17 protein-coding genes are annotated in these 21,490 nt (G+C 61.4%); 9 read left to right on the top strand and 8 right to left on the bottom strand.

Annotation, left to right across the window (positions count from 1 at the left end; genetic code table 11):
* Positions 1 to 72 precede the first annotated feature (72 nt).
* Positions 73 to 3,111, bottom strand: coding sequence for a TonB-dependent receptor (locus HDE79_RS02935; protein ID WP_184600418.1), 3,039 nt, complete (start codon positions 3,109 to 3,111; stop codon positions 73 to 75).
* A 643-nt stretch (positions 3,112 to 3,754) separates the two neighbouring features.
* On the opposite strand from HDE79_RS02935, the gene HDE79_RS02930 reads away from it, so the two are divergent.
* On the top strand, positions 3,755 to 4,699 hold the full coding sequence (locus HDE79_RS02930) for a DegV family protein (RefSeq protein ID WP_184600417.1): 945 nt from the start codon (positions 3,755 to 3,757) through the stop codon (positions 4,697 to 4,699).
* A gap of 62 nt (positions 4,700 to 4,761) precedes the next feature.
* Here HDE79_RS02930 and HDE79_RS02925 read toward each other — a convergent pair whose 3' ends face one another.
* On the bottom strand, positions 4,762 to 5,544 hold the full coding sequence (locus HDE79_RS02925) for an SDR family oxidoreductase (RefSeq protein WP_184600416.1): 783 nt from the start codon (positions 5,542 to 5,544) through the stop codon (positions 4,762 to 4,764).
* 121 nt (positions 5,545 to 5,665) lie between these two features.
* On the opposite strand from HDE79_RS02925, the gene HDE79_RS02920 reads away from it, so the two are divergent.
* Positions 5,666 to 5,869, top strand: coding sequence for a hypothetical protein (locus tag HDE79_RS02920; RefSeq protein WP_184600415.1), 204 nt, complete (start codon positions 5,666 to 5,668; stop codon positions 5,867 to 5,869).
* Positions 5,870 to 5,920: 51 nt separating this feature from the next.
* Here HDE79_RS02920 and sppA read toward each other — a convergent pair whose 3' ends face one another.
* The gene (sppA, locus tag HDE79_RS02915; RefSeq protein WP_184600414.1) at positions 5,921 to 7,807 is read right to left on the bottom strand and encodes a signal peptide peptidase SppA; all 1,887 of its coding nucleotides are present in this window, start codon (positions 7,805 to 7,807) and stop codon (positions 5,921 to 5,923) included.
* Positions 7,808 to 7,855: 48 nt separating this feature from the next.
* Complete coding sequence (locus HDE79_RS02910) at positions 7,856 to 9,259, bottom strand: MATE family efflux transporter (protein ID WP_184600413.1); 1,404 nt, start codon at positions 9,257 to 9,259, stop codon at positions 7,856 to 7,858.
* 111 nt (positions 9,260 to 9,370) lie between these two features.
* Here HDE79_RS02910 and HDE79_RS02905 point away from each other — a divergent pair, with 111 nt between their 5' ends.
* Positions 9,371 to 10,567, top strand: a complete 1,197-nt coding sequence (locus HDE79_RS02905) for a DUF3667 domain-containing protein (protein WP_184600412.1) — start codon at positions 9,371 to 9,373, stop codon at positions 10,565 to 10,567.
* A 448-nt stretch (positions 10,568 to 11,015) separates the two neighbouring features.
* Complete coding sequence (locus HDE79_RS02900) at positions 11,016 to 13,190, top strand: primosomal protein N' (protein WP_184600411.1); 2,175 nt, start codon at positions 11,016 to 11,018, stop codon at positions 13,188 to 13,190.
* A 49-nt stretch (positions 13,191 to 13,239) separates the two neighbouring features.
* On the opposite strand, the gene tatC is transcribed toward HDE79_RS02900, so the two are convergent.
* The 4 genes from tatC to HDE79_RS02880 all read right to left on the bottom strand — a co-directional run bounded on the left by tatC (position 13,240) and on the right by HDE79_RS02880 (position 15,545).
* Positions 13,240 to 14,013 carry a twin-arginine translocase subunit TatC gene (tatC, locus tag HDE79_RS02895; RefSeq protein ID WP_184600410.1) on the bottom strand — a complete coding sequence of 258 codons (774 nt, stop codon included), beginning with the start codon at positions 14,011 to 14,013 and terminating at the stop codon, positions 13,240 to 13,242.
* Positions 14,000 to 14,500, bottom strand: coding sequence for a Sec-independent protein translocase protein TatB (gene tatB / locus HDE79_RS02890; RefSeq protein ID WP_184600409.1), 501 nt, complete (start codon positions 14,498 to 14,500; stop codon positions 14,000 to 14,002). The genes tatC and tatB overlap by 14 nt, the downstream gene beginning before the upstream one ends.
* A 24-nt stretch (positions 14,501 to 14,524) precedes the next feature.
* Complete coding sequence (gene tatA / locus HDE79_RS02885; protein WP_184600408.1) at positions 14,525 to 14,791, bottom strand: twin-arginine translocase TatA/TatE family subunit; 267 nt, start codon at positions 14,789 to 14,791, stop codon at positions 14,525 to 14,527.
* Between the two features lie 64 nt (positions 14,792 to 14,855).
* Positions 14,856 to 15,545 carry a lipid-binding SYLF domain-containing protein gene (locus HDE79_RS02880; RefSeq protein WP_184600407.1) on the bottom strand — a complete coding sequence of 230 codons (690 nt, stop codon included), beginning with the start codon at positions 15,543 to 15,545 and terminating at the stop codon, positions 14,856 to 14,858.
* Between the two features lie 105 nt (positions 15,546 to 15,650).
* Between HDE79_RS02880 and hemH the strand changes: the two genes are divergently transcribed.
* The 5 genes from hemH (at position 15,651) to HDE79_RS02855 (ending at position 21,460) form a co-directional block, all read left to right on the top strand.
* Entirely contained in the window at positions 15,651 to 16,784 is a 1,134-nt protein-coding gene (hemH, locus tag HDE79_RS02875; protein WP_184600406.1) for a ferrochelatase, read from the top strand.
* Positions 16,768 to 17,613 (top strand): alpha/beta hydrolase, encoded by an 846-nt coding sequence (locus tag HDE79_RS02870; protein WP_184600405.1) that lies wholly within the window; start codon positions 16,768 to 16,770, stop codon positions 17,611 to 17,613. The genes hemH and HDE79_RS02870 overlap by 17 nt, the downstream gene beginning before the upstream one ends.
* 114 nt (positions 17,614 to 17,727) lie before the next feature.
* The gene (locus HDE79_RS02865) at positions 17,728 to 19,062 is read left to right on the top strand and encodes a TCR/Tet family MFS transporter (RefSeq protein ID WP_184601077.1); all 1,335 of its coding nucleotides are present in this window, start codon (positions 17,728 to 17,730) and stop codon (positions 19,060 to 19,062) included.
* Complete coding sequence (locus HDE79_RS02860; RefSeq protein ID WP_184600404.1) at positions 19,059 to 19,559, top strand: DUF1993 domain-containing protein; 501 nt, start codon at positions 19,059 to 19,061, stop codon at positions 19,557 to 19,559. Before HDE79_RS02865 ends, HDE79_RS02860 begins: the two co-directional genes overlap by 4 nt.
* Before the next feature lie 239 nt (positions 19,560 to 19,798).
* On the top strand, positions 19,799 to 21,460 hold the full coding sequence (locus tag HDE79_RS02855; RefSeq protein WP_184600403.1) for an NAD(P)/FAD-dependent oxidoreductase: 1,662 nt from the start codon (positions 19,799 to 19,801) through the stop codon (positions 21,458 to 21,460).
* Positions 21,461 to 21,490: the final 30 nt, after the last annotated feature.

The following is a 21,490-nucleotide window of genomic DNA, read 5'->3' as shown; positions in this document are numbered from 1 at the left end:
GTCACGTTATAAAAAAACAGGGCCGCGCAACACAGTTGCGCGGCCCTTCAATGTTAAACCAATGAAGCTATCTTAGAACTTGACCGTCACGCGACCCCAGAAGTAGCGGCCTACCAGATCGAAATCGCTCGGATCGGTATTGGCGTTCAGGGTGTTGTTGGCGTACAGGAACGGCGGCTGCTTGTCGAACAGGTTGTCCACACCGAATTCCACCTTGGTGTTCAACGCTTCGATGTTGTAGCCCAGCGAGACGTCGTTGTAGACGGTCGCGCCGTACTTGAGCTTCTGGCCAGTAAGGGTACATGCATACTTGCCACCAGCCGGGTTCGGTGAACCGTTGTAGTAGCACTGGCCATCCGGGAACACGTCCTGCGACGGGCTAGCCGAACCCATCTGGAAACGACCGATGTAGCGCATACGCCAGGAAGCGTCCCAACCGCCCGACTGCCAGTTCAGGTAACCCTGCCCGCGCCAGCGCGGGAACAAGCAGTTACCCGCAGCGCCCGGGCAAGCTGCTGCCTGAGCCGAACCGAAGGGCAGGAAGTGTCCGGCGTCGTTATAGGTAACGTTGCTGGCCAGACCTGGCGCCGTCTGCTGATTGTAGTACTTCAGGTAGGTCGCGTTGACGCCGATCGTGAACTGACCGAAGGAGAACTGCGGCAGCTTGTAATTTGCCGAGAAGTCGATGCCGCCGGTACTGGTGGTACCAAGATTACCCGTCGGCTCGATGCTTGCCGCAGTCAGCTGCCCTTGCTGTGCACCGGACGGATAGCGCGAGATGAACTGGCAGTACACCGTCTGTCCGGCGGCGCACAAATTCAGCACGCTTTGCAGGCCGACCGAAGTGATGGTGTCGTTCAGGTACAGATGCCAAACGTCAACCGTGGTGGACAAGCCCGGCGCCCATGAAGGGCTGTAGACCGCACCGAGATCAAACGTCTTGCCATGTTCCGGCTTGATCGGGAAGCCGGCGTAAGCTGAGCCAGCCAAAATAGCGCTGGCCTGGGTACCCGAGGTGACATAGGTGTCGGTGAAAGTGCCGTTAGTTGGTACGTTGACGCAAGCCGGATTCACCGGATTACCGGTGTACCCTGTGCAGGGATCGCTACTAATCTTCGGGGCATCGGCTGCCGGCGCACCATAGACTTCGGTGAGATTCGGCTGACGGAACACTTCTGCTGCCGTACCGCGCAGCAGCAGGTCATCGAAGGGTTTCCACTCAACGGCAAACTTGAAGTTATTGGTGGTACCGAAGTCGTTGAACTTGGAGTAACGGTCGCCAACGGTCACGTTCAACGACTTGACGAACGGTAGGTCGTTCAGAACGGGAATGAAGACTTCGCCGTAACCTTCCTTGACGTTGAAACCACCCTGCAGAGCGGAGCTGCACTGGCTGCCCAGGATGCAGGTACCGGTAGTTGGGTCAATTTGCACCGTGGAGTCGACCTGATTGTGCGCATAATCCTTGCGGTAGTCGGCACCGATTGCCAACTGCACCGTACCTGCCGGCAGCTCGAACAAGCCGCCGTTGAAATCAACGTGATAGGTCTTTTCGATCTGCAGTGATTGAGTAAGAGCCGGAGAAGCCGCCTTGGCCAGGGCGGCCTGCGAGGCTGCGCTAGTCAAGTTGAATGGGTTGAACGGCAGGCAGCCGGCGATAGCCGTACTCGCAACACCTGCAGTACCAACGCACGTAACAACGCCATTAATCAACATCGATGGGCCAGCGCCCTGATTCAGCTCGGTAACATTTGGCAGACCCGTAATCACTTCAGTCTGGCTGATATGGCCGTAGTCGACACCCGCATCCCACTGCCAGGTCTGTTCACCGAGCTGGAAATCACCTTTCAGGCCGGTATGAACCTGACCCGTGGTCGTGCCATAAAAGCCCTGTCGGTTACCCAGTGCAGACAAGCGAGCACTGAAAGAGTTGCCGCCGCCGCCAAACTGCACACCAAATGGGTTGTAGTAGCTGTCCGCCGAGTCAACAAAACCACCAGAGGTGGTAAGCACCGCCGGCGCGAGCGCGAAGTTGGCCGTTGTCTTGTTGTAGTAACCGTCGAAGTAGGCGGTGACATGGTCGGTCAGTGCGTAGTTACCCAGCACGAAGGCACCAGTGCGCTCCTGCGGAGTGGTGATCAGATTGACTGTCGCGTAGTTGTACTTGTCACTGTTTGCTCCATTGTTCTGGAAGCAGTGGTAGTCGGCAGCAGTTGTGCCGGCCGCACCAACGTTACGGGCAAGGTATCCGCTCTGGCAGCCAGGGAAGGCGCTCGCAAAGTTCGTGCCTTTCAGCTGAATGTGACCGTAGGGTGCCGAGCTGGAGCCACCGATGTTATTGGAGACTGGTTGCGGTGCCGAGGGGCCCGTACCGTTGGTGCCGTAACGCGAAACAGCATTTTTGGAATAATTGCGATTGCCGGCTTCGATACCGTCCATCTTGCTGTATTCGATGCCACCGACGATGTTGCCCTTGTCCGAGGACTGGCCAAACGTGAAGCGATAACCACTCTGAGCGCCGTCGTCGTGGTCGGACTCACCGTAATTGGTGCTGAACTCTGCGCCCTGATAGTCCTTGCGGAGAATAAAGTTGACTACGCCGCCGACTGCGTCGGAGCCGTACACGGACGAAGCACCAGTGGTCAAAACTTCGATGCGCTCGACCATGGAGGCCGGAATCGAGTTGACGTCTTTGTTAACGACGCGGTGTCCGTCAACCAGGATCAACGTGCGGTTCGGGCCAAGGCCGCGCAACCCAATGCTTGAGCTACCAGTACCACCGGAGTTGTTGACCTGTGGGTTGGTGTTGCCACCGGTCTGCGCTGGCAGTTGCTGCACCAGATCGCCAAGGGTCATTTTACCGCTTGCCGTGATCGCCGCGCGATCAATCACGACAACCGGGCTGGCGGTTTCCGCGTCGACGCGGCGGATATGCGAACCGGTAACCACTACGGTTTGCAGGTTGGCAGCTTTCTGCTGGGCCGCGTTATCCGCGGCAGCGGGAGCTGCATCCTGCGCAAAGGCGGTGGCAGAAGTGCCACCGGCAATAACAGCACCCAACGAAAGCGCCAGGCGAACCGACGAAGAAAGTTTTGTGACCCCAAGTTTCATTACGACACCCTCCGATTAATTATGGCCAGAAAACGTTCTGCCCAAAAATGCAACTCGGCCTAAAGTTCCCCTAGACCAATGAATTCCCTACCCACAACTACAAATTCCAGTCGATACTAACAGGCAAATAACGTTTCGTGAACACCTCGTACACCTGAATCGGCCAGCACACCGCATTACCCGATCATCAGCGAGGCTCAAAGCTCGAAACTAGCACTTAACAAAAATTCACCTTTGAGGGGTCTTTATCACGCCTATTTTACGCGTTGTCAACATTTTTTGTACATGAACGGCCTTGTTTAACAACCTTTTATTAGCCTTCTTGTCTCGTCATAGCGCCATCTGTTGCAGCAACTGGTTACTCGCGTTGCAATGGCTCAGGTAGCGGCTTAAGCAACGCAAAGCTGCTTGGAATCACCGCTCCCCAAGGCATCTGATCGACTGCTCGGGGTAGCGTCGACTTCAATTTGAAAGTACAGGACACGCAAAAGCGGATCGAGCGGCATGCCACTGATCGTTGAAATCCAGAACGGGTTGAATTTACTTGTGGCCCTTGGCCGACCTCGGAGCGGTCATTCCCCCTGCGCTCTCGGCATGACATGGCATGCTATGTTTCGCCTGCCTTTGATGATGGGGAAACATGATGCGAATGGGTCTGGCTATCGACGCAGCTTGCGATCTGTCGCAGGCCTTTTTGCAGCAGCACAATATCTTCGTGATGCCGATCACCGTCCGGGTGGATGGCGAAGTGTTCATGGACGATCGCGAACCGGCCGAGATGCAGCGCTTCATCGATCGTCGTCTTGGCAGCCGCAGCCACTCCGCAGAAACAGAGCCCTGCTCGGTTGAAGAGATACAGGACCTGTTCCTGGACAAGCTGGTGCTGGAACAAGACTGCGTGTTTTGCCTCACGATCATGGCTACACGCAGCCCGATCAATGAGCATGTGAATCGCGCGAGCTTTGCCATCCTGAAGAACTACCGAAAGGTCCGGGAAGACGCCTCGGTGCCAGGTCCCTTCATGATGCGCGTCATCGACACGCGCAACATTTTTGCCGGTTCGGCACCGGCAGTATATGAAGCGGCTCGAATGATCGAGGCGAATGAACATCCCGCCGCTATTCGCGAGCGCCTGACCTTCATTGCAAATAACAGCTATGGCTACATGCTGCCGAGAGACCTTTATTACCTGCGCGCGCGCGCCAAGAAAAAGAACGACCACAGCGTGAGCTTGTTCAGTGCGGTGCTGGGCTCGGCGCTGGACATCAAACCGCTGCTGCGTGGCTATCGCGGTGAAACCGGCCCGGTCGGCAAAGTCCGCGGTTTCGATCACGGTGCGGAAACGCTGTTCACCTATGCCGCCGAACGGGTGCGCGCCGGCCTCCTCGCACCCTTTATGTGCGTGAGCTACGGCGGGGATCTTGGGCTGCTGCCTACCTTGCCGGGCTACGCCGGCTTGCAGGCGGCCTGCCAGGAATGCAGTGTCGAGTTGATGGAAGCTCCAATGAGCATCACCGGCATGGTCAACGTCGGCGAAGGTGCGGTGACACTTGGTTTCGCTGCCGAAGAGCATGTCGCGGATTTCTAGCATCCGCGGAGCGGCCCTGAGTTCCTGCTTCGCGTCGTCACGGCAACCATCGGACCTAGGACTCAGAACCCGTAATTGAGAAACCCGCCATCGACCGCCAACACTTGGCCAGTGATGTAGCTGGCTGCAGGTAAGCACAGGAAGGCGATCGCGGCAGCCACTTCCTCCGGCTCGCCGATCCGCTTGAGCGGCGTGCGATCGAGTACCTCATCCAGATAATCGACATCTGTCAGCGCGGGCTCCGAGCGCTGCGTGCGGATGTACCAGGGCGCCACCGCATTGACACGAATGCCATCAACCGCCCACTCGGCGGCGAGATTGCGTGTGAGCTGATGCAATGCCGCCTTGCTCATGCCGTAGGCCGAGCCGGTACGCACATGCGTGATGCCGGAAACCGAACCGACGTTGACGATCGCCGCATTCGCATGTTGCACCAGCTGCGGATGCGCCAACCGACACATCTCGAAGGCGGAAAAGACGTTCTGCTCGAATATCTGGCGATATTCGTCGCTGCGGTAATCCAGCGTCGCCAGCGGCTGATTGCCGCCGGCATTGTTGACCAGCAGCGACAGCGGGGCGCCAAGATCGGCGATCCAGTCGAACACGGCAAGGCGCTCTTCGGCTTGCGTCAGGTCGGCGCCGAAGGCCAATACCTCGACGTCGGGGAAATCATCGGCAAGCTCCACCATCACCTGCTCGAGATAATCCGGATCGCGCGCTACCAGCAGCAGATCGGCACCGAGCCCGGCCAGTTCGCGCGCGGCCGCGTAGCCGATGCCCTTGCTGGCACCAGTGATCAGGGCGGTGTGGCCTTGCAGTTGCCAGGCATCGGTGCGGCTGTTCATGCGAGCAGCTTAAAGCGTCCGCTGCAAAGCTGCATCGGTTTGATGACTGATCAGAACGACGCCTTGCCCGGGCGTGCCCAGGGCAGGACACTCGGCACTTCAACCACGCGCGAGAAATCTCATGAAGCTGCTATCGATCTTGCTCTGCGTCGTTGCCCTTGGCGCCTGTTCCAACAAGCCACCCGACCCCATTGCCAAGGCCCCACCGGTCGCTACGCCGTTCGACGCCATGCGCGCGGAAGAGCAGCGTGCGAAGGACGTGCAGAAAACCGTCGACAAGCAGGCCGAGGAACAGCGCAAGCAGATCGAAGCGCAGCAGCAATAACTGGGCTTTCAGCGAGAGTGCGGTTAACCCGCTCTCGCTGAAGTCTTTGGTTTAATGCGGACTGCAAAGGCAGTCAGCGTAAATATTGGGCGTACCCGCCTTGGCGTTGCGCAGCAGCTGCAGCTCCGGTGACAGCGCCGGCAGTTCGGCTACCCAACTCGGCAGGTGTACACCCCACGACTGCAGAATGCGCACGCTGGCGCCCTGGTTAAGACCGATCAGAAAACGCTGGAAGCTGCCCTGTGGTGGCTCGACGTAACGGACAGGATAGTCAGCGTCCAGCTTCGCGAGACTGGCGGCATCCGCCACGGCATTGTTCAGCCCTCCCAGCTGATCGACCAAGCCGCGATCGAGCGCCTGCTGCCCGGTCCACACGCGACCCTGCGCAATCGCGTCGATCGACTCGTAGCTCTTGCCGCGCGCCTTGGCCACGTTGCCGACGAAGTCGTGGTAGCCCTTGTTGATGATCGCCTGGATCACTGCGCCGACTTTCGGGTCGAGTGTGCGGGTGATGTCGAACGCGCCGGCCATCGGTCCGGTCGCCACACCATCGCTCTGCACGCCGAACTTGGCCAGCGTATTGGGTATCGAGTAATAAAGACCGAAGATGCCGATCGAACCGGTAATGGTGTTTGGTTCGGCAAAGATCTTGTTGGCGTTCATCGAGATCCAGTAGCCGCCACTGGCCGCCACATCGCCCATCGAGACCACCACCGGAATACCGGCCTCGCGGGTCAGTTGTATTTCGCGACGGATCTGCTCGGCCGCAAATACTTCGCCGCCGGGCGAGTTGACGCGCAGCACCAGCGCCTTGGTCTTGCGGTCCTCGCGCGCGGTGCGGATCAGCGCGGCGGTGGACTCGCCCCCGATCGAACCCGGTGATTGCTTGCCGCTGGCGATCTCGCCTTCGGCCACCACGATCGCCACGCCCGGATCGAATACGCTGGTCGTGCTGGACTGACTGGCGAGGTATCGCGTCTGGTCGACCTGGCGGAAGCTGCGACCCTTGTCGTCGGCCGGCACACCTTCTTTGCGCAGCATCGAAATCAGTTCGGCACGTGTGGCCAGACCGTCAATCAGGTGTTCGTTCAAGGCCAGCTGGGCCAGATCACCCTGCGTACTCATGATGGTCTGCGGCAGGTTGTCGATGTCGGCGCGCAGCGCGGCTGGCTCAATCTTGCGCAAGGCGCCAACCTCGGCGAGATACTCGTCCCACAAGCCGCCCATCCAGTAGCTGTCCGCCTGCTTCGATTCCGGCGAAGCCTGCTCGAGGATGTACGGCTCGGCAGCACTCTTGAACTGACCGACACGGAACAAATGCACGTCGACGCCAAGTTTGTCGAGCAGGCCTTTATAGAAGAGGCGGTAATCGGCCAGACCGGTCAGCATCACGCCGCCCTGCGGATCGACCAACAGACGATCGGCGTGCGCGGCTAGGTAGTACTGGCTCTGATCAAAGTTCACCGCCCACGCGATCACCGGCTTGCCACTGGCGCGGAAGCGATCCAGCGCTGCGCCGACCTCCCGTAGCGCGGCAAAGCCGCCGCCCTGCAGATCGTCCGGCATCAGCAGAATGCGGGTGATGCGCTTGTCCTTCGCTGCCGCGTCGATCGCGCCAACCAGATCGCGCACCTGCACCTGCTTCGGCTCGTTGCCCGAGAAACTGTCCAGCGTACGTTGCAGCGGATCGATGCTGTACTGTTCGACCAGTTGCCCCTGCGGCTTGAGCACCAGCACGCTATCGTTCTGCAGCGTGCGCGATGTACGCCCCGCGCTTCCGCCGGCGGCAATGCCAATAATCGCCACCACCAGCACAAATAGAAAGCTAAAAAACAGCAGATTGATAATCACCAACCGCACGATATTGATGCCGCGCCCAAACGTGCGGATAAAAGCCCAGAAACCGCGCGGACGGCGGGGCGGCAGAGGTGGCGTCATGCGTGCTGCTCGTGTGGAGTGGAGTAATGGAATGAATGATCGGTGGGCTCAGTGGCCAAGCGTAGCGGGTAAGGCCGGCTCGGTCACTGCGGCATGCTGCCAGCGCTCGCGCCACGCGCTGCGCCAGAATCGCACGAACAACATCACCGCGGCGACTGACAAGCCGGCGATCAACCCTACCCACATGCCACGGGCACCCATGCCCTGCCGAAACGTCAGCCACCAGCCCAGCGGCATGCCGATCATCCAGTAGGCAAACAGGGTGATCGCCATCGGCACGCGGGTGTCCTTGAGACCGCGCAGCGCGCCATTGGATGCCACCTGGATACCGTCGGAAAACTGAAACAGTCCGGCCAGCATGATCAGCTGTACCGCCAGCGCAATGACCTTGGGGTCATGTGTGTACAGCGAGGCGATGAAGTGCGGCAGACTCAGCATCAGCGCGGCCGAAACCAGCTGCGTGCCCAGCGTCAAACCGATGCCGCAAAACCCCGCGTAACGCACGCCGCGCGCATCACCGCGGCCTACCGCATTGCCGACCCGTACGGTAATCGCCATCGCCAGCCCCAGCGGGATCATGAAAAACAGCGAAGCAATATTGATCGCCACCTGATGGCTGGCAATCACATCCTCGCCCAGCGAGCTGATGATGAGTGCGGCAGCGACGAACAGCCCGGCCTCGGCCAGCAGTGTCACCGCCATCGGCAATCCGACATGCGCCAGCGCAGCAATCCGCCGCAGGTGCGGCCATTCGAAATGATCGAGTAGCCCCAGGCCGCGATAGTTGGGATGCCGCAGCACATAGATGCCAAGGCCCAGCATCTCGATCCACAGCACGGCGGCCGTGGCCATGCCGCAGCCGTGCGCGCCCTGCGGCGGCAAACCGAACTTGCCGAACATCAGCACGTAGCCCAGCGGCACCAGCAGCGCCAAGCCACCAAGGCTGAAATACATCGATGGGCGAGTCAGCGACAGCCCCTCGGACAAACCACGCAGCGCGAAGTAACAAGTAAGTGCAGGCGCTCCCCAGCTGATTGCGAGCAGAAACGCCTGCACGTCCTGGCGCAGGCTTGGGGTAACACCGATCAACTCGATCAACGGCATGGCATGACGCACCGCGAACCACAGCAGCACACCCATGCCGAACGCCAGCCATAGCGCCTGGCGGAATACCGCGCCTACCTCAAGCCTTCGGCCGGCGCCATCAAGCTGGGCCACCCACGGTGGCACCGCCATCATCATGCCGATGCCGCTGACGATCGCCAGCGACCAGATGCTGGCACCCACCGCCACCGCGCCAAGCACGTGCGCGCTGAAGTGTCCGGCCAGCAGGGCGTCAATCACGTTGCTGCCGATCGCCGCCAGCTGGGCCAGCACCAACGGCAGCGCAAGGCGCACCGTGGCACGCATCTCGTGCATCAAGCGCACGCGTTCGGGACGGAAGGGTTTCATCGACGTCGTGTATTCATGAGCGACGCATTCTACCCGAGCCATAGGAGTGGGCTGTTTACGCCGCCTGTGCAAAGATCGCCATTGCGCCGGATGGGACCGGATGGGGATTCAATGAAGCAGCTCAACAGCTACGAAGGGCAGCACTGCGCCAATTGCGGCACGGCCATGCAGGGCGAGTTCTGCCACGAATGCGGCCAGTCGATCCACAGTGTGATCAAGCCGATGCACGGCATGATCGAGGAAACGGTGGAAACCCTGCTGCACATCGACGGTCGCATCGTGCACACGCTGCCGCCACTACTGCTCAAGCCTGGCTTTCTGACCCTCGAATATTTCAGCGGCCGGCGCGTGCGCTACATCGCGCCGTTCCGGTTGATGTTCGTACTCTGCGTGCTGGCTTTCTTCGTATTTCACCTGGCCTTGGACAACATGGCTTCGCGCAGCCTCGCCAGCATCCAGCCGCAGACCCATCTTAAAAACGACCTGTTCAAGGATGCGGACACACCGGCCGAGGTACGCGAGGAACTGCGTATCGAACTCGACAACATGGAGAAGATTCGGAACTACGAGGTCGTGCCCAAGTACGCCGCCACGGAATTGGCTCTCAGCGAACAGAAGATGCGTCAGGCCGCCAACAAGCGACTGACTGATCTGGGTGCGGCCCCCATGTCCGCCGCTTCGATCGCTGCGCCGGCGGTGGCAGCTTCAAAAGACGACGACAACGAGCCCTTCCCTGATGGCATGGATAACTCCGGCCACATGTCGGAGCCATTCCACATCGCATGGTTGCCGGACATGGTCAACGAGCGACTGACGCTCTGGGCGACGCGTGCCCTCGCCAACTGGCGGACGTACAAGCATGGCGATGCGAGATCGAGTGAGGAAGCCAAGCAGCGCATGATCAATGGCGTCTTTGGCACACTGCCGCAGACGATGTTCGTGCTGATCCCGATCTTTGCGGCGATGCTTGCGCTGTTCTATGTCTTTCGCCGCCGGCTCTACATGGAGCATTTGATCGTTGCCCTGCACAGCCACGCGTTCCTGTTTCTCAGCCTGCTGCTGATCTTGCTGGCAGGCATGTTGTCCACCTGGCTGAAGCCGCATGGCGCATGGATGGCGATAACGCTCGATTGGGTGGAAATCCTGCTGTTCTGGTGGATTCCGATCTATCTGCTGATCATGCAGAAGCGGGTTTATCGACAAGGCTGGCCGATGACGGTGCTGAAATACCTTTTTATCGGCTGGTGCTACTGCTGGCTGCTGCTGTTTGCCCTGATCGTCGCCTTCGTACTGGGTTTGGCGCATTGAAGATTGAAGTCCGCGCACAACTGCTTGGGGCGACTTAACCTGTTACGCCAAGCCACTCAGCAGCTCTTGGAATGGGGTTTTGCACAGCGTCACCGGGCTGTCAAGCAACATGAAAGCTCTTTGTCAATTGCGTGAACAGTTGATGACGCGTGTTTGCAAGCAATTGATTAAAAACATATTTTTTCCTTGATGAAAACTTGGTCAAGTTGTCCCGAAGGGCGCCACGGCGCGCCTAGAAGGCTGCGCTCCCCTTTGCATCCACAGACTTATCCACAGCTCTTGTGGATAAGCATAAAACCTCACCAACCAGAGTCACTTAGCCCGGATTTCTCGATAGTCGGGCAGCTCGTGCACGCAAGCTCAATGGAAAGGTTTTTACCTGACTAGACAGCCATCGTTTCGTGGTTCCGAAAGCATCCCGACTACACTGGATAACCACGAGGAATCCATGCCTGCCGTTCTACGCATCGCCCTGCCCGTACCTTTGCCGACCCTGTTCGACTACCTGCCGCCAACGGAGGGGTCAGCGCAGGCTGGCAGCCGTGTATGGGTACCGTTTGGCCGCGGCAAACTGGTTGGGGTGGTAGTCGACGCCAACGCGGAGGCGGCTGTCGGCAGCAGTCGACTGAAGCCGGTGATCCGCCTGCTCGATGACGCCCCACTGCTGGGTGCCGAACTGATGCAGACGCTGGCCTGGGCCGCCGACTACTGGCTGGGTGCACCCGGCGAGGCGTATGCCAATGCCTTGCCGCTGGCCTTGCGCGAACCGCGGTCGCTACCCACCATTGGCGACGAATACTGGTCGCTGAGCCAGGCCGGTCAGAGTGCACACGATGCCGGCAGCCGTCGCGGCGGTAGCAAGCAGCTTCTGGCCCTGCTGGTCGAGGGTGCGCTGAGCGCGCAGGAGCTGACCGAACGTCTGCCCGGCTGGCGCGATGCGAGCCGGCGATTGGCCAGCGCCGGACTGATCGAACGTAGCGAACGCCCATCACTTAACCACGCTCTACCTGCCTCGCTGCCACCGCAGTTGAACGACGAACAGCAGCAGGCCGTGGCCGCGGTCGCCGCGCATCTCGGTGAATATCAACCCTTTCTGCTTGACGGCGTCACCGGCAGCGGCAAGACCGAGGTCTATCTAGCGCTGATCGAACAGGTGCTGGCGCAAGGCAAGCAGGCGCTGCTGCTGGTGCCGGAAATCGGCCTCGCGCCGCAGACCGTGCGCCGCCTGCGCGAGCGGCTGGGCGTGATCGTCGAAGTGCTGCATTCCAACCTGTCCGAAGGCGATCGTGCGCGCGCCTGGCTGCGCGCACGTGCCGGCAGCGCGCGGGTGATCCTGGGTACACGTTCGGCCATGTTCACGCCGCTGCCCGAGGCCGGCATCATCATCGTCGACGAAGAGCACGACAGCGCATACAAGCAGCAGGAAGGCTTTCGCTACCATGCGCGTGATCTGGCTGTGGTACGGGCACGGGCGTTGAACGTGCCGGTGCTGCTCGGCTCGGGTACGCCGTCACTGGAATCGCTGGCCAATGCCGAGGCCGGCCGTTATCAAACTCTGCATCTGCGCGCGCGTCCAGGCGCGATCCGCCCGCCACAGGTGCAGATCATCGATATGCGCGCACAGCGCCTGGAACACGGACTCTCGCCCGCGCTGCTGGCCGCCGTGGCGGAAACTGTGGCGCGTGGCGAGCAGGTTCTGGTCTTTCGCAACCGCCGCGGCTATGCGCCGATGCTGCTCTGCCACAGCTGCGGCTGGCACGCCGACTGCCCGCGCTGCGACCGACCGCTCACACTGCACGCTGGTCGCCGCCAGCTGCTCTGTCATCACTGCGATTTTCGACAGCGCGTACCCGTGGCCTGCCCCGTCTGCGCTGCCGGTGATCTGAAGCCGCAAGGGCAAGGCACCGAACGTCTGGAAGAAGCGCTGGTCGCGCAATTTCCGCAGATACCGGTGTTGCGCGTGGATCGCGAAACCACCCGCCGTCGCGATGCTTTCGAGGAACTGCTGGCCACATTGCAGGATGACCAACCGGCGATCCTGGTAGGTACCCAGATGCTGGCCAAGGGGCATGACCTGCCCAACCTTACCCTGGTCGCGATCGTCGGCGTGGACGAAGGCCTGCACAGCGTGGATTTCCGCGCCGGTGAACGGCTGGCCCAGCTCGTGGTGCAGGTCGCCGGGCGCGCCGGACGGGCGCGCAAACCCGGCCGCGTGCTGCTGCAGACCCACCAGCCCGAACATCCGCTGCTGCGCGGTCTGCTGGCACATGGTTACGCCGTCGCCGCGCGCGAACTGCTGGCTGAGCGCCGCCAGATCCAACTTCCGCCCTACAGTCATCAGGTGCTGCTGCGCGCCGATGCCCTCACACGCGAGCTGGTCTATGCGTTTCTCGCTGCCGCGCGTGCTGCGCTACCCGACAGCACCGAGTTGCAGATCGCCGGTCCGATGCCCGCACCGATGCCGCTGCGCGCCGGCCGCCATCGCGGTCAGCTGCTCATGGAGGCAGCCAGCCGCAGCGCGCTTCATGGCCTGCTTCGTCCTTGGCGAATAGCCATCACGGCCTTGCCGCAGGCGCGGCCGGTGCGTTGGTCGCTGGATGTCGACCCGATCGATCTGTACTGATCGATCCGTACCGATCAATCAGTACCGGAATCCGGGCGACTGACGCCGGCTATTCGGTCAAATCGCGCCGCAGCGATCCCGGTTTCACCAGCCAGCGCACAGCCAGGATGCCAAGCTCGTACAGCAGGCACATCGGGATGCCGAGCATCAGCATCGAGGTGATGTCAGGCGGCGTGATCAAGGCGGCAATCGCAAAGGCGCCACAGATGGCATAGCGCCGCGCGCTGCGCAGCTTGGCCAGGTCGACGAGGCCGATCGCGGCAACGATCACCACCGCCACCGGCACCTCGAAACACAAGCCGAAGGCGAAGAACATCAGCATCACGAAATCGAGGTAGTGGGTGATGTCGGTCATCATTTCCACGCCCTGCGGCGTCACCGCAGTGAGAAAACGGAACGCCGCCGGCAGCACCAGAAAATAGGCAAACGCACCGCCCATGTAGAACAACACCAGCGCCGCCGCAAGCAGCGGCCGCGCCAGCCGCTTTTCGTGCTTGTACAAACCCGGGCTGACGAACGCCCACAGCTGATAAAGCACCATCGGCATGCTGATGAAAAGAGCCGCATAGAAGGCCAATTTCAACGGCGTGATAAACGGGCTGGTGACCTCGGTGGCAATCAGATGCGCGCCCTGCGGCAGCCGCGCAACCAGTGGCTTGGCCAGCTCCGCATACAGCCGGTTCGCGAACGGCACCAGAGCGACCAGCACCAGCAGCACCGTGCCAACTGCCCACATCAGGCGCGTGCGCAGCTCCAGCAGATGCGAGAAGAGTCCCTGCAAACCATCTTCCGTTTCGGGCGCATCGGACTCAGGCGTTGCCATGCGGCATTCTCTTGTCGTGCGCCGGTTTGCCCGGTGACTCATTTAAAGGAAGCTCCGCTTGCACGCCTTCCAGCGTTTGATCGGCGGCGATAGAGTCCTGGGAAAGATGGGCTTGGTGCGGCCCACTCTCCGATGGCAGACTTTCCGCCGGGAGGCTTTCTGGCATCGGCACGGGATTCGGTGAAGCCGGCGGCTGTAGCTTTATCATCGCGGCGGCCTCAGCGAACGGATCGTGGGCCTCCTTCAAGGTGTCCTTGACGTGTTGCTGCGCCGCTTCGGCGCTGGCCACAGCTTCGCGCGCGCTGCGCTTGATCTCTTCGATCTCCAGCTCGCGTTCGACTTCGGCTTTTACATTGTCCCAGCCGCTGCGCACACGACGCAGAAGCGCGCCTGCAGTACGCGCAGCGCCAGGCAGTTTTTCCGGCCCCAGCACGATCAACGCGATCAGCGCGAGCAACATCATTTTGCCGAGACTGAGCTCGATCATTGCAGCGCCCCGCCCGCCGCGCGCTTACTTGGTTTCGCTGGAGTCGCGTTGACTCTGCGTGGTGTTGGCGCGAGTGGTATCCACCGGCGGGTCAGCCCGCAGATGCTCGGCCTCCTGACGCTTGGCCTCGGCTTCCTTCTGCTTGGCCTCGTCATCGCCGCTCACGCTTTTCTTGAAGTCGCGAATCGCGGCGCCAAGATCAGGACCAAGGTTGCGAATCTTCTTGGTACCGAATACCAGCAGCACGACCACCAGCAGAATGATCCAGTGCCACATACTGTCTAAACCCATGATGACCTCTGAAACAATTCCGAGTGGACCGACTGACTGCCGGGCGCTGGCTTAGGCCCAGCATCTAGCGGGAAGTGTACTCCTCAAGGCGATCGCGGAAATCCACCACCGGCCCCGGCACGTTGCTGACGCCACCTTCGAAGATGCGGCGCGGCGTAATACCCGCACCATATATTGCCTCGTTGGCATCGTAATCAATCCGCAGCGCGGCACCATCGATGGCTACGCCGGCAAACAAGCCGCGCGAACGGGAGTAGGAGTAGATTTCAGCCTTCATCTGCGCGTCGGTGGAAGCCGTTGCCGTCCGCCCCACCGGTCCAGCGGCAGCGGCGGCATCCGCGCCGACGGTGAACTTGCCATTGACGATGGAATCCACGCCGCGCTGGGTGCGGAATACCAGCACCACGTCCGTTGAAGAGACGCCGGCCTGAAAGCCGATGCTGCCACCGGTGACAGTGACAAAACTGGGGTTGGACCAAGTGCCGTCAGGCGATTTCACCGAGATCAGCCCCTCACCGCGACGACCGCCGAAAACGAAGCCGACCTTCAGCACATCGGGGATGACCGCAATCGCCTTGGCGTCGCGCAGCAGATCCTGCGGAATCGACTTGTCCGGTGCCTCCATGATTTCGCTGAGCACGCGCACGGCATTCTTGGCGCGCACCAGCGGTGGGTCCTCGGCATGCACGGCCATGGCAGGCAGCAACAGGGCCACGCCGATCAGCAGCAGGCGATGCAGTGGTGTCTTGAACATGGAGAGCTCCACTTGGGGTTGGGGATCAATAGGTAATGACGCAGCGCGCCGCGGCGCGCAAGGCTTGTGGCAGACTCATGCGCTTGCTTCAACCGCGACGCCGCCATGCCCTACAACAACTATACCGGCGTTGCCGGTCATTCCGACCAGCAGCCCATGCCGCCCGTTCAGGCTGGCGTGCTGCTGGTGAATCTGGGTACGCCGACAGCGCCTACGGCCAAGGCGGTGCGGCCGTATCTGGCGGAGTTTCTCAGCGATCCTCGGGTCATCGAATCACCACGCTGGTTGTGGTGGCTGATCCTGCACGGCGTGATCCTGCGGCTGCGGCCGTCACGTTCGGCGCATGCGTACGCCAAGGTGTGGACGGACCAGGGCTCGCCGCTGCGCGTCGGCAGCGAGGCACTCGCCGCCGGGCTGCAGACCGAGCTGGTCCGGCAGCGTCCGAATGGTCCGATTCGCGTGGCACTGGCCATGCGTTACGGCGAGCCCTCGGTCGCGCGCACTATCGAACGGCTGCAGCGCGAAGGCGTGCGCAAGTTACTGGTGCTGCCGATGTACCCGCAGTATTCGGCGACTTCGTCCGGCTCGGTGATCGATGCCGTGATGGACACCTACAAGAAGCTGCGCTGGCCGCCCGAGCTGCGCATCATCAACGATTACCACGACGATCCAGCACACATCGAGGCGCTGGCGACCAGCATCGAAGCGTGGTGGCAAGCCAACGGCCGCGGCGACAAGTTACTGCTGTCGTTTCATGGCATCCCCGAACGTTACCTGCACGCCGGCGATCCGTACTACTGCCAATGCCACGCCACCGCACGGCTGCTACGCGAGCGACTGGGCCTGACCGAAGACAAGCTGGTTATGAGTTTTCAGTCGCGCGTAGGCCGCGAGCGCTGGCTGCACCCGTACACCGACCAAATGGTCCGCAAGCTCGCGGCCGAAGGCGTGAAAAGTCTCGACGTTGCCTGCCCCGGATTTTCGGTGGACTGCCTGGAAACGCTGGAGGAAATCGCGATGCAGAATCGCGATTTCTTTATCGAGGCTGGTGGCCAGACATTGCGCTATATCCCCGCGCTCAACAACAGCGCCGAACAGGTCAGCAGCCTCGCCGCCCTGATACTGCGGCACACCCAGGGTTGGCCGGAATTCGCCATCGACTACGATCCTGCCGCCGCGGAACAGCACGCGATCGACGCCGACCGACGCGCAAGGATTCAGCATGACCGCGCCGACTGAGCGCCGCATCGCACTGCCGCACCTCGCGCTCGCGGCGCAAGTCTGGGGTGATGATGCCGCGCCACCACTGCTGGCCCTGCACGGCTGGCTGGACAACGCCGGCAGCTTCGCCTTGCTGGCGCCGCTTTTGGCCCAGCGGTTTCACGTGATTGCGCTGGACCTTCCGGGTCACGGCCATTCCGATCATCTGGCACCGGGCGCCCAGTATCACTACCTCGACTATGTGCGCGTCGTGCTCGAAACAGCCGATGCACTTCAGCTCGATCGCTACACCCTGCTCGGCCATTCGATGGGTGCCGGCATCGCGGCGCTGGTGGCGGCGGCAGCACCGCAACGAATCGAACGCCTGCGATTGATCGAAGGTCTTGGCCCGCTTGGCGATGACGGTTCGCAAACGCTGAAGCGTTTTCGCGAAGCATTTGTCTCACGTGCTGACAGCACCAAGCCGCTGCGCGTTTTCCGCGATATCGAGCAGGCGGTGAATGCACGCGTCACCGTCAGTAGACTGGCTGCCGATCTGGCGCGGCCAATCGTGACGCGCGCCCTGATCGAAACCCACGGCGGCTGGCAATGGCGCAGCGATCCGCGATTGACCCATAAAAGCGCCGTGCGGCAAGCCGAATCGCAGATCCACACCATACTTCGCGGCATTGAAGCACCTGCCGCGCTGTTGCTGGCCAAACCCGCCACCACGTATCTACCCACGGCGCCAATGCAGGCGCGTGTCGACTGCGTAGCGAACATGGTGGTGAGCCATCTCGATGGCGGTCATCATCTGCATCTCGAACAGCCTGTCGCCGTTGCCGCGTGGGTCGAAGCCGCCGTCTAGCTCTCTATTGATTGGCGGGCTGGTGAGCAGGCACGAGGCGACATACGCGTGCGAACGTACGTATGTGCGGTGGTGTTCGGTTATCGTGCACGTCTTCCCGCCTCGCCGCAGCCCATGGATCAGTCCCCGACCTCCGAATCGCCCCGCCGTCGTGCTGCGCTGACCTTCATCTTCGTCACCGTGATGGTCGACATGTTGGCATTCGGTATCATCATTCCTGTACTACCGCATCTGATCGTGCAGCTGATCGGCGGCAGCATCGCCGAGGCGGCTGTATGGTCGGGTGCGTTCGGCGCATTGTTCATGCTGATGCAGTTTGTGTTTTCACCGGTGCAGGGGGCGCTGTCGGATCGCTACGGACGGCGCACCGTCATCCTGATTTCGAGCTTCGGGCTGGGTATCGATTTCGTGTTGATGGCGCTGGCGCCGTCGCTCTGGCTGCTGTTTGTCGGCCGCGCGATTTCCGGTGTGTGCGCGGCCAGCTTTTCGACCGCGAACGCGTATATCGCCGATATCACGCCGAAGGAAAAGCGCGCGGCGGCATTCGGCACGCTGGGGGCAGCGTTTGGCATCGGCTTCATCATCGGGCCGGCGTTGGGTGGCTTTCTCGGCCATCTGTCCATCCGGCTGCCGTTCTGGATCGCCGGTGTCCTCTCGCTGATCAACTTCGCCTACGGCCTTTTCGTGCTACCCGAATCGCTGCCGACGGAAAAGCGCAGTGCGCGTTTCGACTGGCGCCATGCCAATCCGCTGGGTGCGCTGGTGCTGCTGCGCCGTTACCCGCAGGTGTTCGGACTGGCCGCCGTATTTTTCCTGATCAACCTGGCGCAGTTCTCGCTCAACTCGACGTATGTGCTGTACACCGACTACCGCTACGGCTGGGGACCTCAGGCCGTCGGCTACACGCTGGCTCTGGTTGGCCTGTGCAGCGGTCTGGTGCAGGCCGTGTTGGTGCGACGGTTGATGCCTACCTTTGGCGAGCGCCAGTTGATCATTGGCGGACTGCTGCTGTGTATCGTCGGCTACCTGTTTTTTGGATTGGCGCCGGTGGCCTGGATTTTCCTGGCCGGCATTCCGTTCCTGTGCCTGGGTGGCCTGGCCGGACCGCCAGCACAGGCGATGATGACCCAGCAGGTCGATCCGCACGAACAGGGCCGTCTGCAAGGCGCCCTGACCAGCCTTGCCAGCCTCGCCGGCATCTTTGGTCCGGCACTGTTCGCCAATATCTTCGCGCTGTTCATCAGCGATCACGCGCCGGTACACCTGCCCGGCGCCGCATTTATTCTCAGCGCGGTGCTGTTGCTGGTTTCGGCGGTCATCGCCGCCAACATTACCCGCAGAAACAGAATCATCGCGCCGGTAGCCAGTGACGATATCGCGCCCGTCATCCCGTTCAAGCACTTTTCGCCCGAACCGCTTCCTCACGACTCCACGGAACCATCCCCATGACACTCTCGATGTATCAGACCGCCGTTCCCGTTGCCGTCCGCGCGCTGGAAAACCTTGCCCACGTGCTGAAGAAGGGCGCGGAGCATGCCGCCAAGAAAAACGTCACGGATGAAACCCTGCTGCAGACGCGACTGATCCCCGACATGCTTCCGCTGATCAAGCAGGTGCAGATCGCCTGCGACATGGCCACGCGAGGTGTAGCGCGCCTGGCCGAGGTCGAACCGATGTCGTTTGAGGACAACGAGACCACGTTTGAACAGACCAGCTCGCGCATCCAGCGCGCCATCGAGTATATCAAAACCTTCAAACCCGAGCAGATCGACGGCAGCGAGTCCCGCACGATCATCCTCAAGACGCGCACGGGAGAAATGACTTTCGAAGGTCAGGCCTACCTGCTGCAGTTCGTCATTCCGAACCTGTTTTTCCACTGCACGACGGCTTACAACATCCTGCGCGAGGCGGGTTCCGAGCTGGGCAAGCCGGACTTCATCGGCTAAGCCTGACATCAGACATGACGACGGCAGCGTGCCGTCGTCAGTGCCTTTCAGAACTCTGACGAACGCCAGAATTTGCCCCGCCGCACTGCTCGAGCGTCTGCAGGACATCAGGCCCAGCGCCGCAGCTGTCGCGTTGGCATCGCATCACCTGTAACGCCACGCCTTGTCCACTCACACAATCGCATCGACAATAGCCGACCGAGCCAAGCCGCCGCGTCGATCAACTACCCCCACCCGTCATGCTGCGAATCACCGACCTCAAACTGCCGCTGGACCACGCCGAGGAAGCGTTGCCCAAGGCGATCCGCGCACGCTTGAAGCTGTGTGCGAAGGAGCCACTGAGCTTCACCGTGGCCAAGCGCAGTTACGACGCGCGCAAGCGTGGGGCGATCCTGCTGATCTATGCGCTTGATATCGATACGCCGCACGAAGACGAACTGCTGCAGCGCTTTGCCGACGACAAGAACATCGGCCCGACACCGGACACCAGCTATCGCTTTGTTGCCCATGCCCCGGCCAACCTGCCGCTGCGGCCAATCGTGATCGGTACCGGGCCGTGCGGGCTATTCGCCGGCCTGATCCTGGCGCAGATGGGCTTTCGCCCGATCATCCTCGATCGAGGCAAGGCCGTGCGCGAGCGCACCAAGGACACCTGGGACCTCTGGCGCAAACGCAATCTGCATCCGGAATCCAACGTGCAGTTCGGCGAAGGCGGCGCGGGCACGTTTTCCGATGGCAAGCTGTGGAGCCAGATCCGTGACCCGCAACACCACGGCCGCAAGGTACTCACCGAGTTCGTCAAGGCCGGCGCGCCGGAAGAAATTCTCTATGTCAGCAAGCCGCACATCGGCACCTTCCGGCTGGTGACGATGGTGGAGAATATGCGCGCCACGATCGAATCGCTCGGTGGCGAGATCCGCTTCAGCAGCCGTGTCGATGATCTGCTGATCGACACCGATGCCAAAGGCAAGCGCCACGTGCGTGGCGTGACACTGCATGGTGGCGAACAGATTCTCGCCGATCACGTGGTGCTGGCGATCGGTCACAGCGCGCGCGATACCTTCGAGATGCTGCATGCGCGTGACGTGTACCTGGAGGCCAAACCTTTCTCGATCGGCTTTCGCGTCGAACATCCGCAATCGATCATCGACCGCGCGCGCTTCGGCGCGCAGGCGGGCCATCCGATTCTCGGCGCAGCCGATTACAAGCTGGTGCATCACGCCACAGGAAATCACGCAGGCAAAGGCCGTTCCGTTTACAGCTTCTGCATGTGTCCCGGTGGCACCGTGGTCGCGGCAATGTCCGAGCCGGGCCGCGTCGTCACCAATGGCATGAGCCAGTATTCGCGCAACGAGCGCAACGCCAACGCAGCAATCGTGGTCGGCATCGATCCGGTCGACTTTGCTCCGTTCGATACCGCGTCCGATAAAAGCACTCCGAACCCACTGGCCGGCATCGCGCTGCAGCGCGCGCTGGAAAGTCACGCGTATACGCTTGGCGGCGAAAACTACAACGCGCCGGGCCAGCTGGTCGGCGACTTTATCGCCGCTCGAGCATCGCGCGAGTTTGGTGAGGTCGAGCCATCGTTCAAGCCGGGCGTCACGCTGGGCAGTCTGGACAGCGCACTACCCGCCTACGCGATCGAGGCGATCCGTGAGGCGCTGCCCGCGTTCGATCGGCAGATCAAGGGTTTCGCCCTGCACGATGCCGTACTTACCGGCGTGGAGACGCGCACCTCGTCGCCGGTGCGGATCAAACGCGACGACAGCTTCCAGAGCCTCAACACCGCCGGTCTCTATCCCGCCGGCGAGGGCGCCGGCTATGCCGGCGGCATCCTGTCCGCGGCGGTGGATGGCATCAAAGTAGCGGAAGCGGTAGCACTGAGCATCACCGCTAGCTGAAATTATTGATCACCAAAGGCGAGAATTGAT

The sequence above is a fragment of the Rhodanobacter sp. MP1X3 genome (assembly GCF_014207165.1).
Lineage (GTDB): Bacteria > Pseudomonadota > Gammaproteobacteria > Xanthomonadales > Rhodanobacteraceae > Rhodanobacter.
The sequence above is the reverse complement of the archived record's forward strand: the minus strand, read 5'-3'. Positions and strand labels throughout refer to the sequence as shown.

Coding starts and splice junctions, on each gene's coding strand:
- HDE79_RS02860 (WP_184600404.1), top strand. CDS start 19,059: ATGACACTCTCGATGTATCAGACCGCCGTTCCCGTTGCCGTCCGCGCG.
- HDE79_RS02870 (WP_184600405.1), top strand. CDS start 16,768: ATGACCGCGCCGACTGAGCGCCGCATCGCACTGCCGCACCTCGCGCTC.
- HDE79_RS02925 (WP_184600416.1), bottom strand. CDS start 5,544: ATGAACAGCCGCACCGATGCCTGGCAACTGCAAGGCCACACCGCCCTG.
- HDE79_RS02880 (WP_184600407.1), bottom strand. CDS start 15,545: ATGTTCAAGACACCACTGCATCGCCTGCTGCTGATCGGCGTGGCCCTG.
- tatC (WP_184600410.1), bottom strand. CDS start 14,013: ATGGCAACGCCTGAGTCCGATGCGCCCGAAACGGAAGATGGTTTGCAG.
- HDE79_RS02935 (WP_184600418.1), bottom strand. CDS start 3,111: ATGAAACTTGGGGTCACAAAACTTTCTTCGTCGGTTCGCCTGGCGCTT.
- HDE79_RS02905 (WP_184600412.1), top strand. CDS start 9,371: ATGAAGCAGCTCAACAGCTACGAAGGGCAGCACTGCGCCAATTGCGGC.
- HDE79_RS02910 (WP_184600413.1), bottom strand. CDS start 9,259: ATGAAACCCTTCCGTCCCGAACGCGTGCGCTTGATGCACGAGATGCGT.
- hemH (WP_184600406.1), top strand. CDS start 15,651: ATGCCCTACAACAACTATACCGGCGTTGCCGGTCATTCCGACCAGCAG.
- HDE79_RS02855 (WP_184600403.1), top strand. CDS start 19,799: ATGCTGCGAATCACCGACCTCAAACTGCCGCTGGACCACGCCGAGGAA.
- HDE79_RS02920 (WP_184600415.1), top strand. CDS start 5,666: ATGAAGCTGCTATCGATCTTGCTCTGCGTCGTTGCCCTTGGCGCCTGT.
- tatB (WP_184600409.1), bottom strand. CDS start 14,500: ATGATCGAGCTCAGTCTCGGCAAAATGATGTTGCTCGCGCTGATCGCG.
- HDE79_RS02900 (WP_184600411.1), top strand. CDS start 11,016: ATGCCTGCCGTTCTACGCATCGCCCTGCCCGTACCTTTGCCGACCCTG.
- sppA (WP_184600414.1), bottom strand. CDS start 7,807: ATGACGCCACCTCTGCCGCCCCGCCGTCCGCGCGGTTTCTGGGCTTTT.
- tatA (WP_184600408.1), bottom strand. CDS start 14,791: ATGGGTTTAGACAGTATGTGGCACTGGATCATTCTGCTGGTGGTCGTG.
- HDE79_RS02930 (WP_184600417.1), top strand. CDS start 3,755: ATGCGAATGGGTCTGGCTATCGACGCAGCTTGCGATCTGTCGCAGGCC.
- HDE79_RS02865 (WP_184601077.1), top strand. CDS start 17,728: ATGGATCAGTCCCCGACCTCCGAATCGCCCCGCCGTCGTGCTGCGCTG.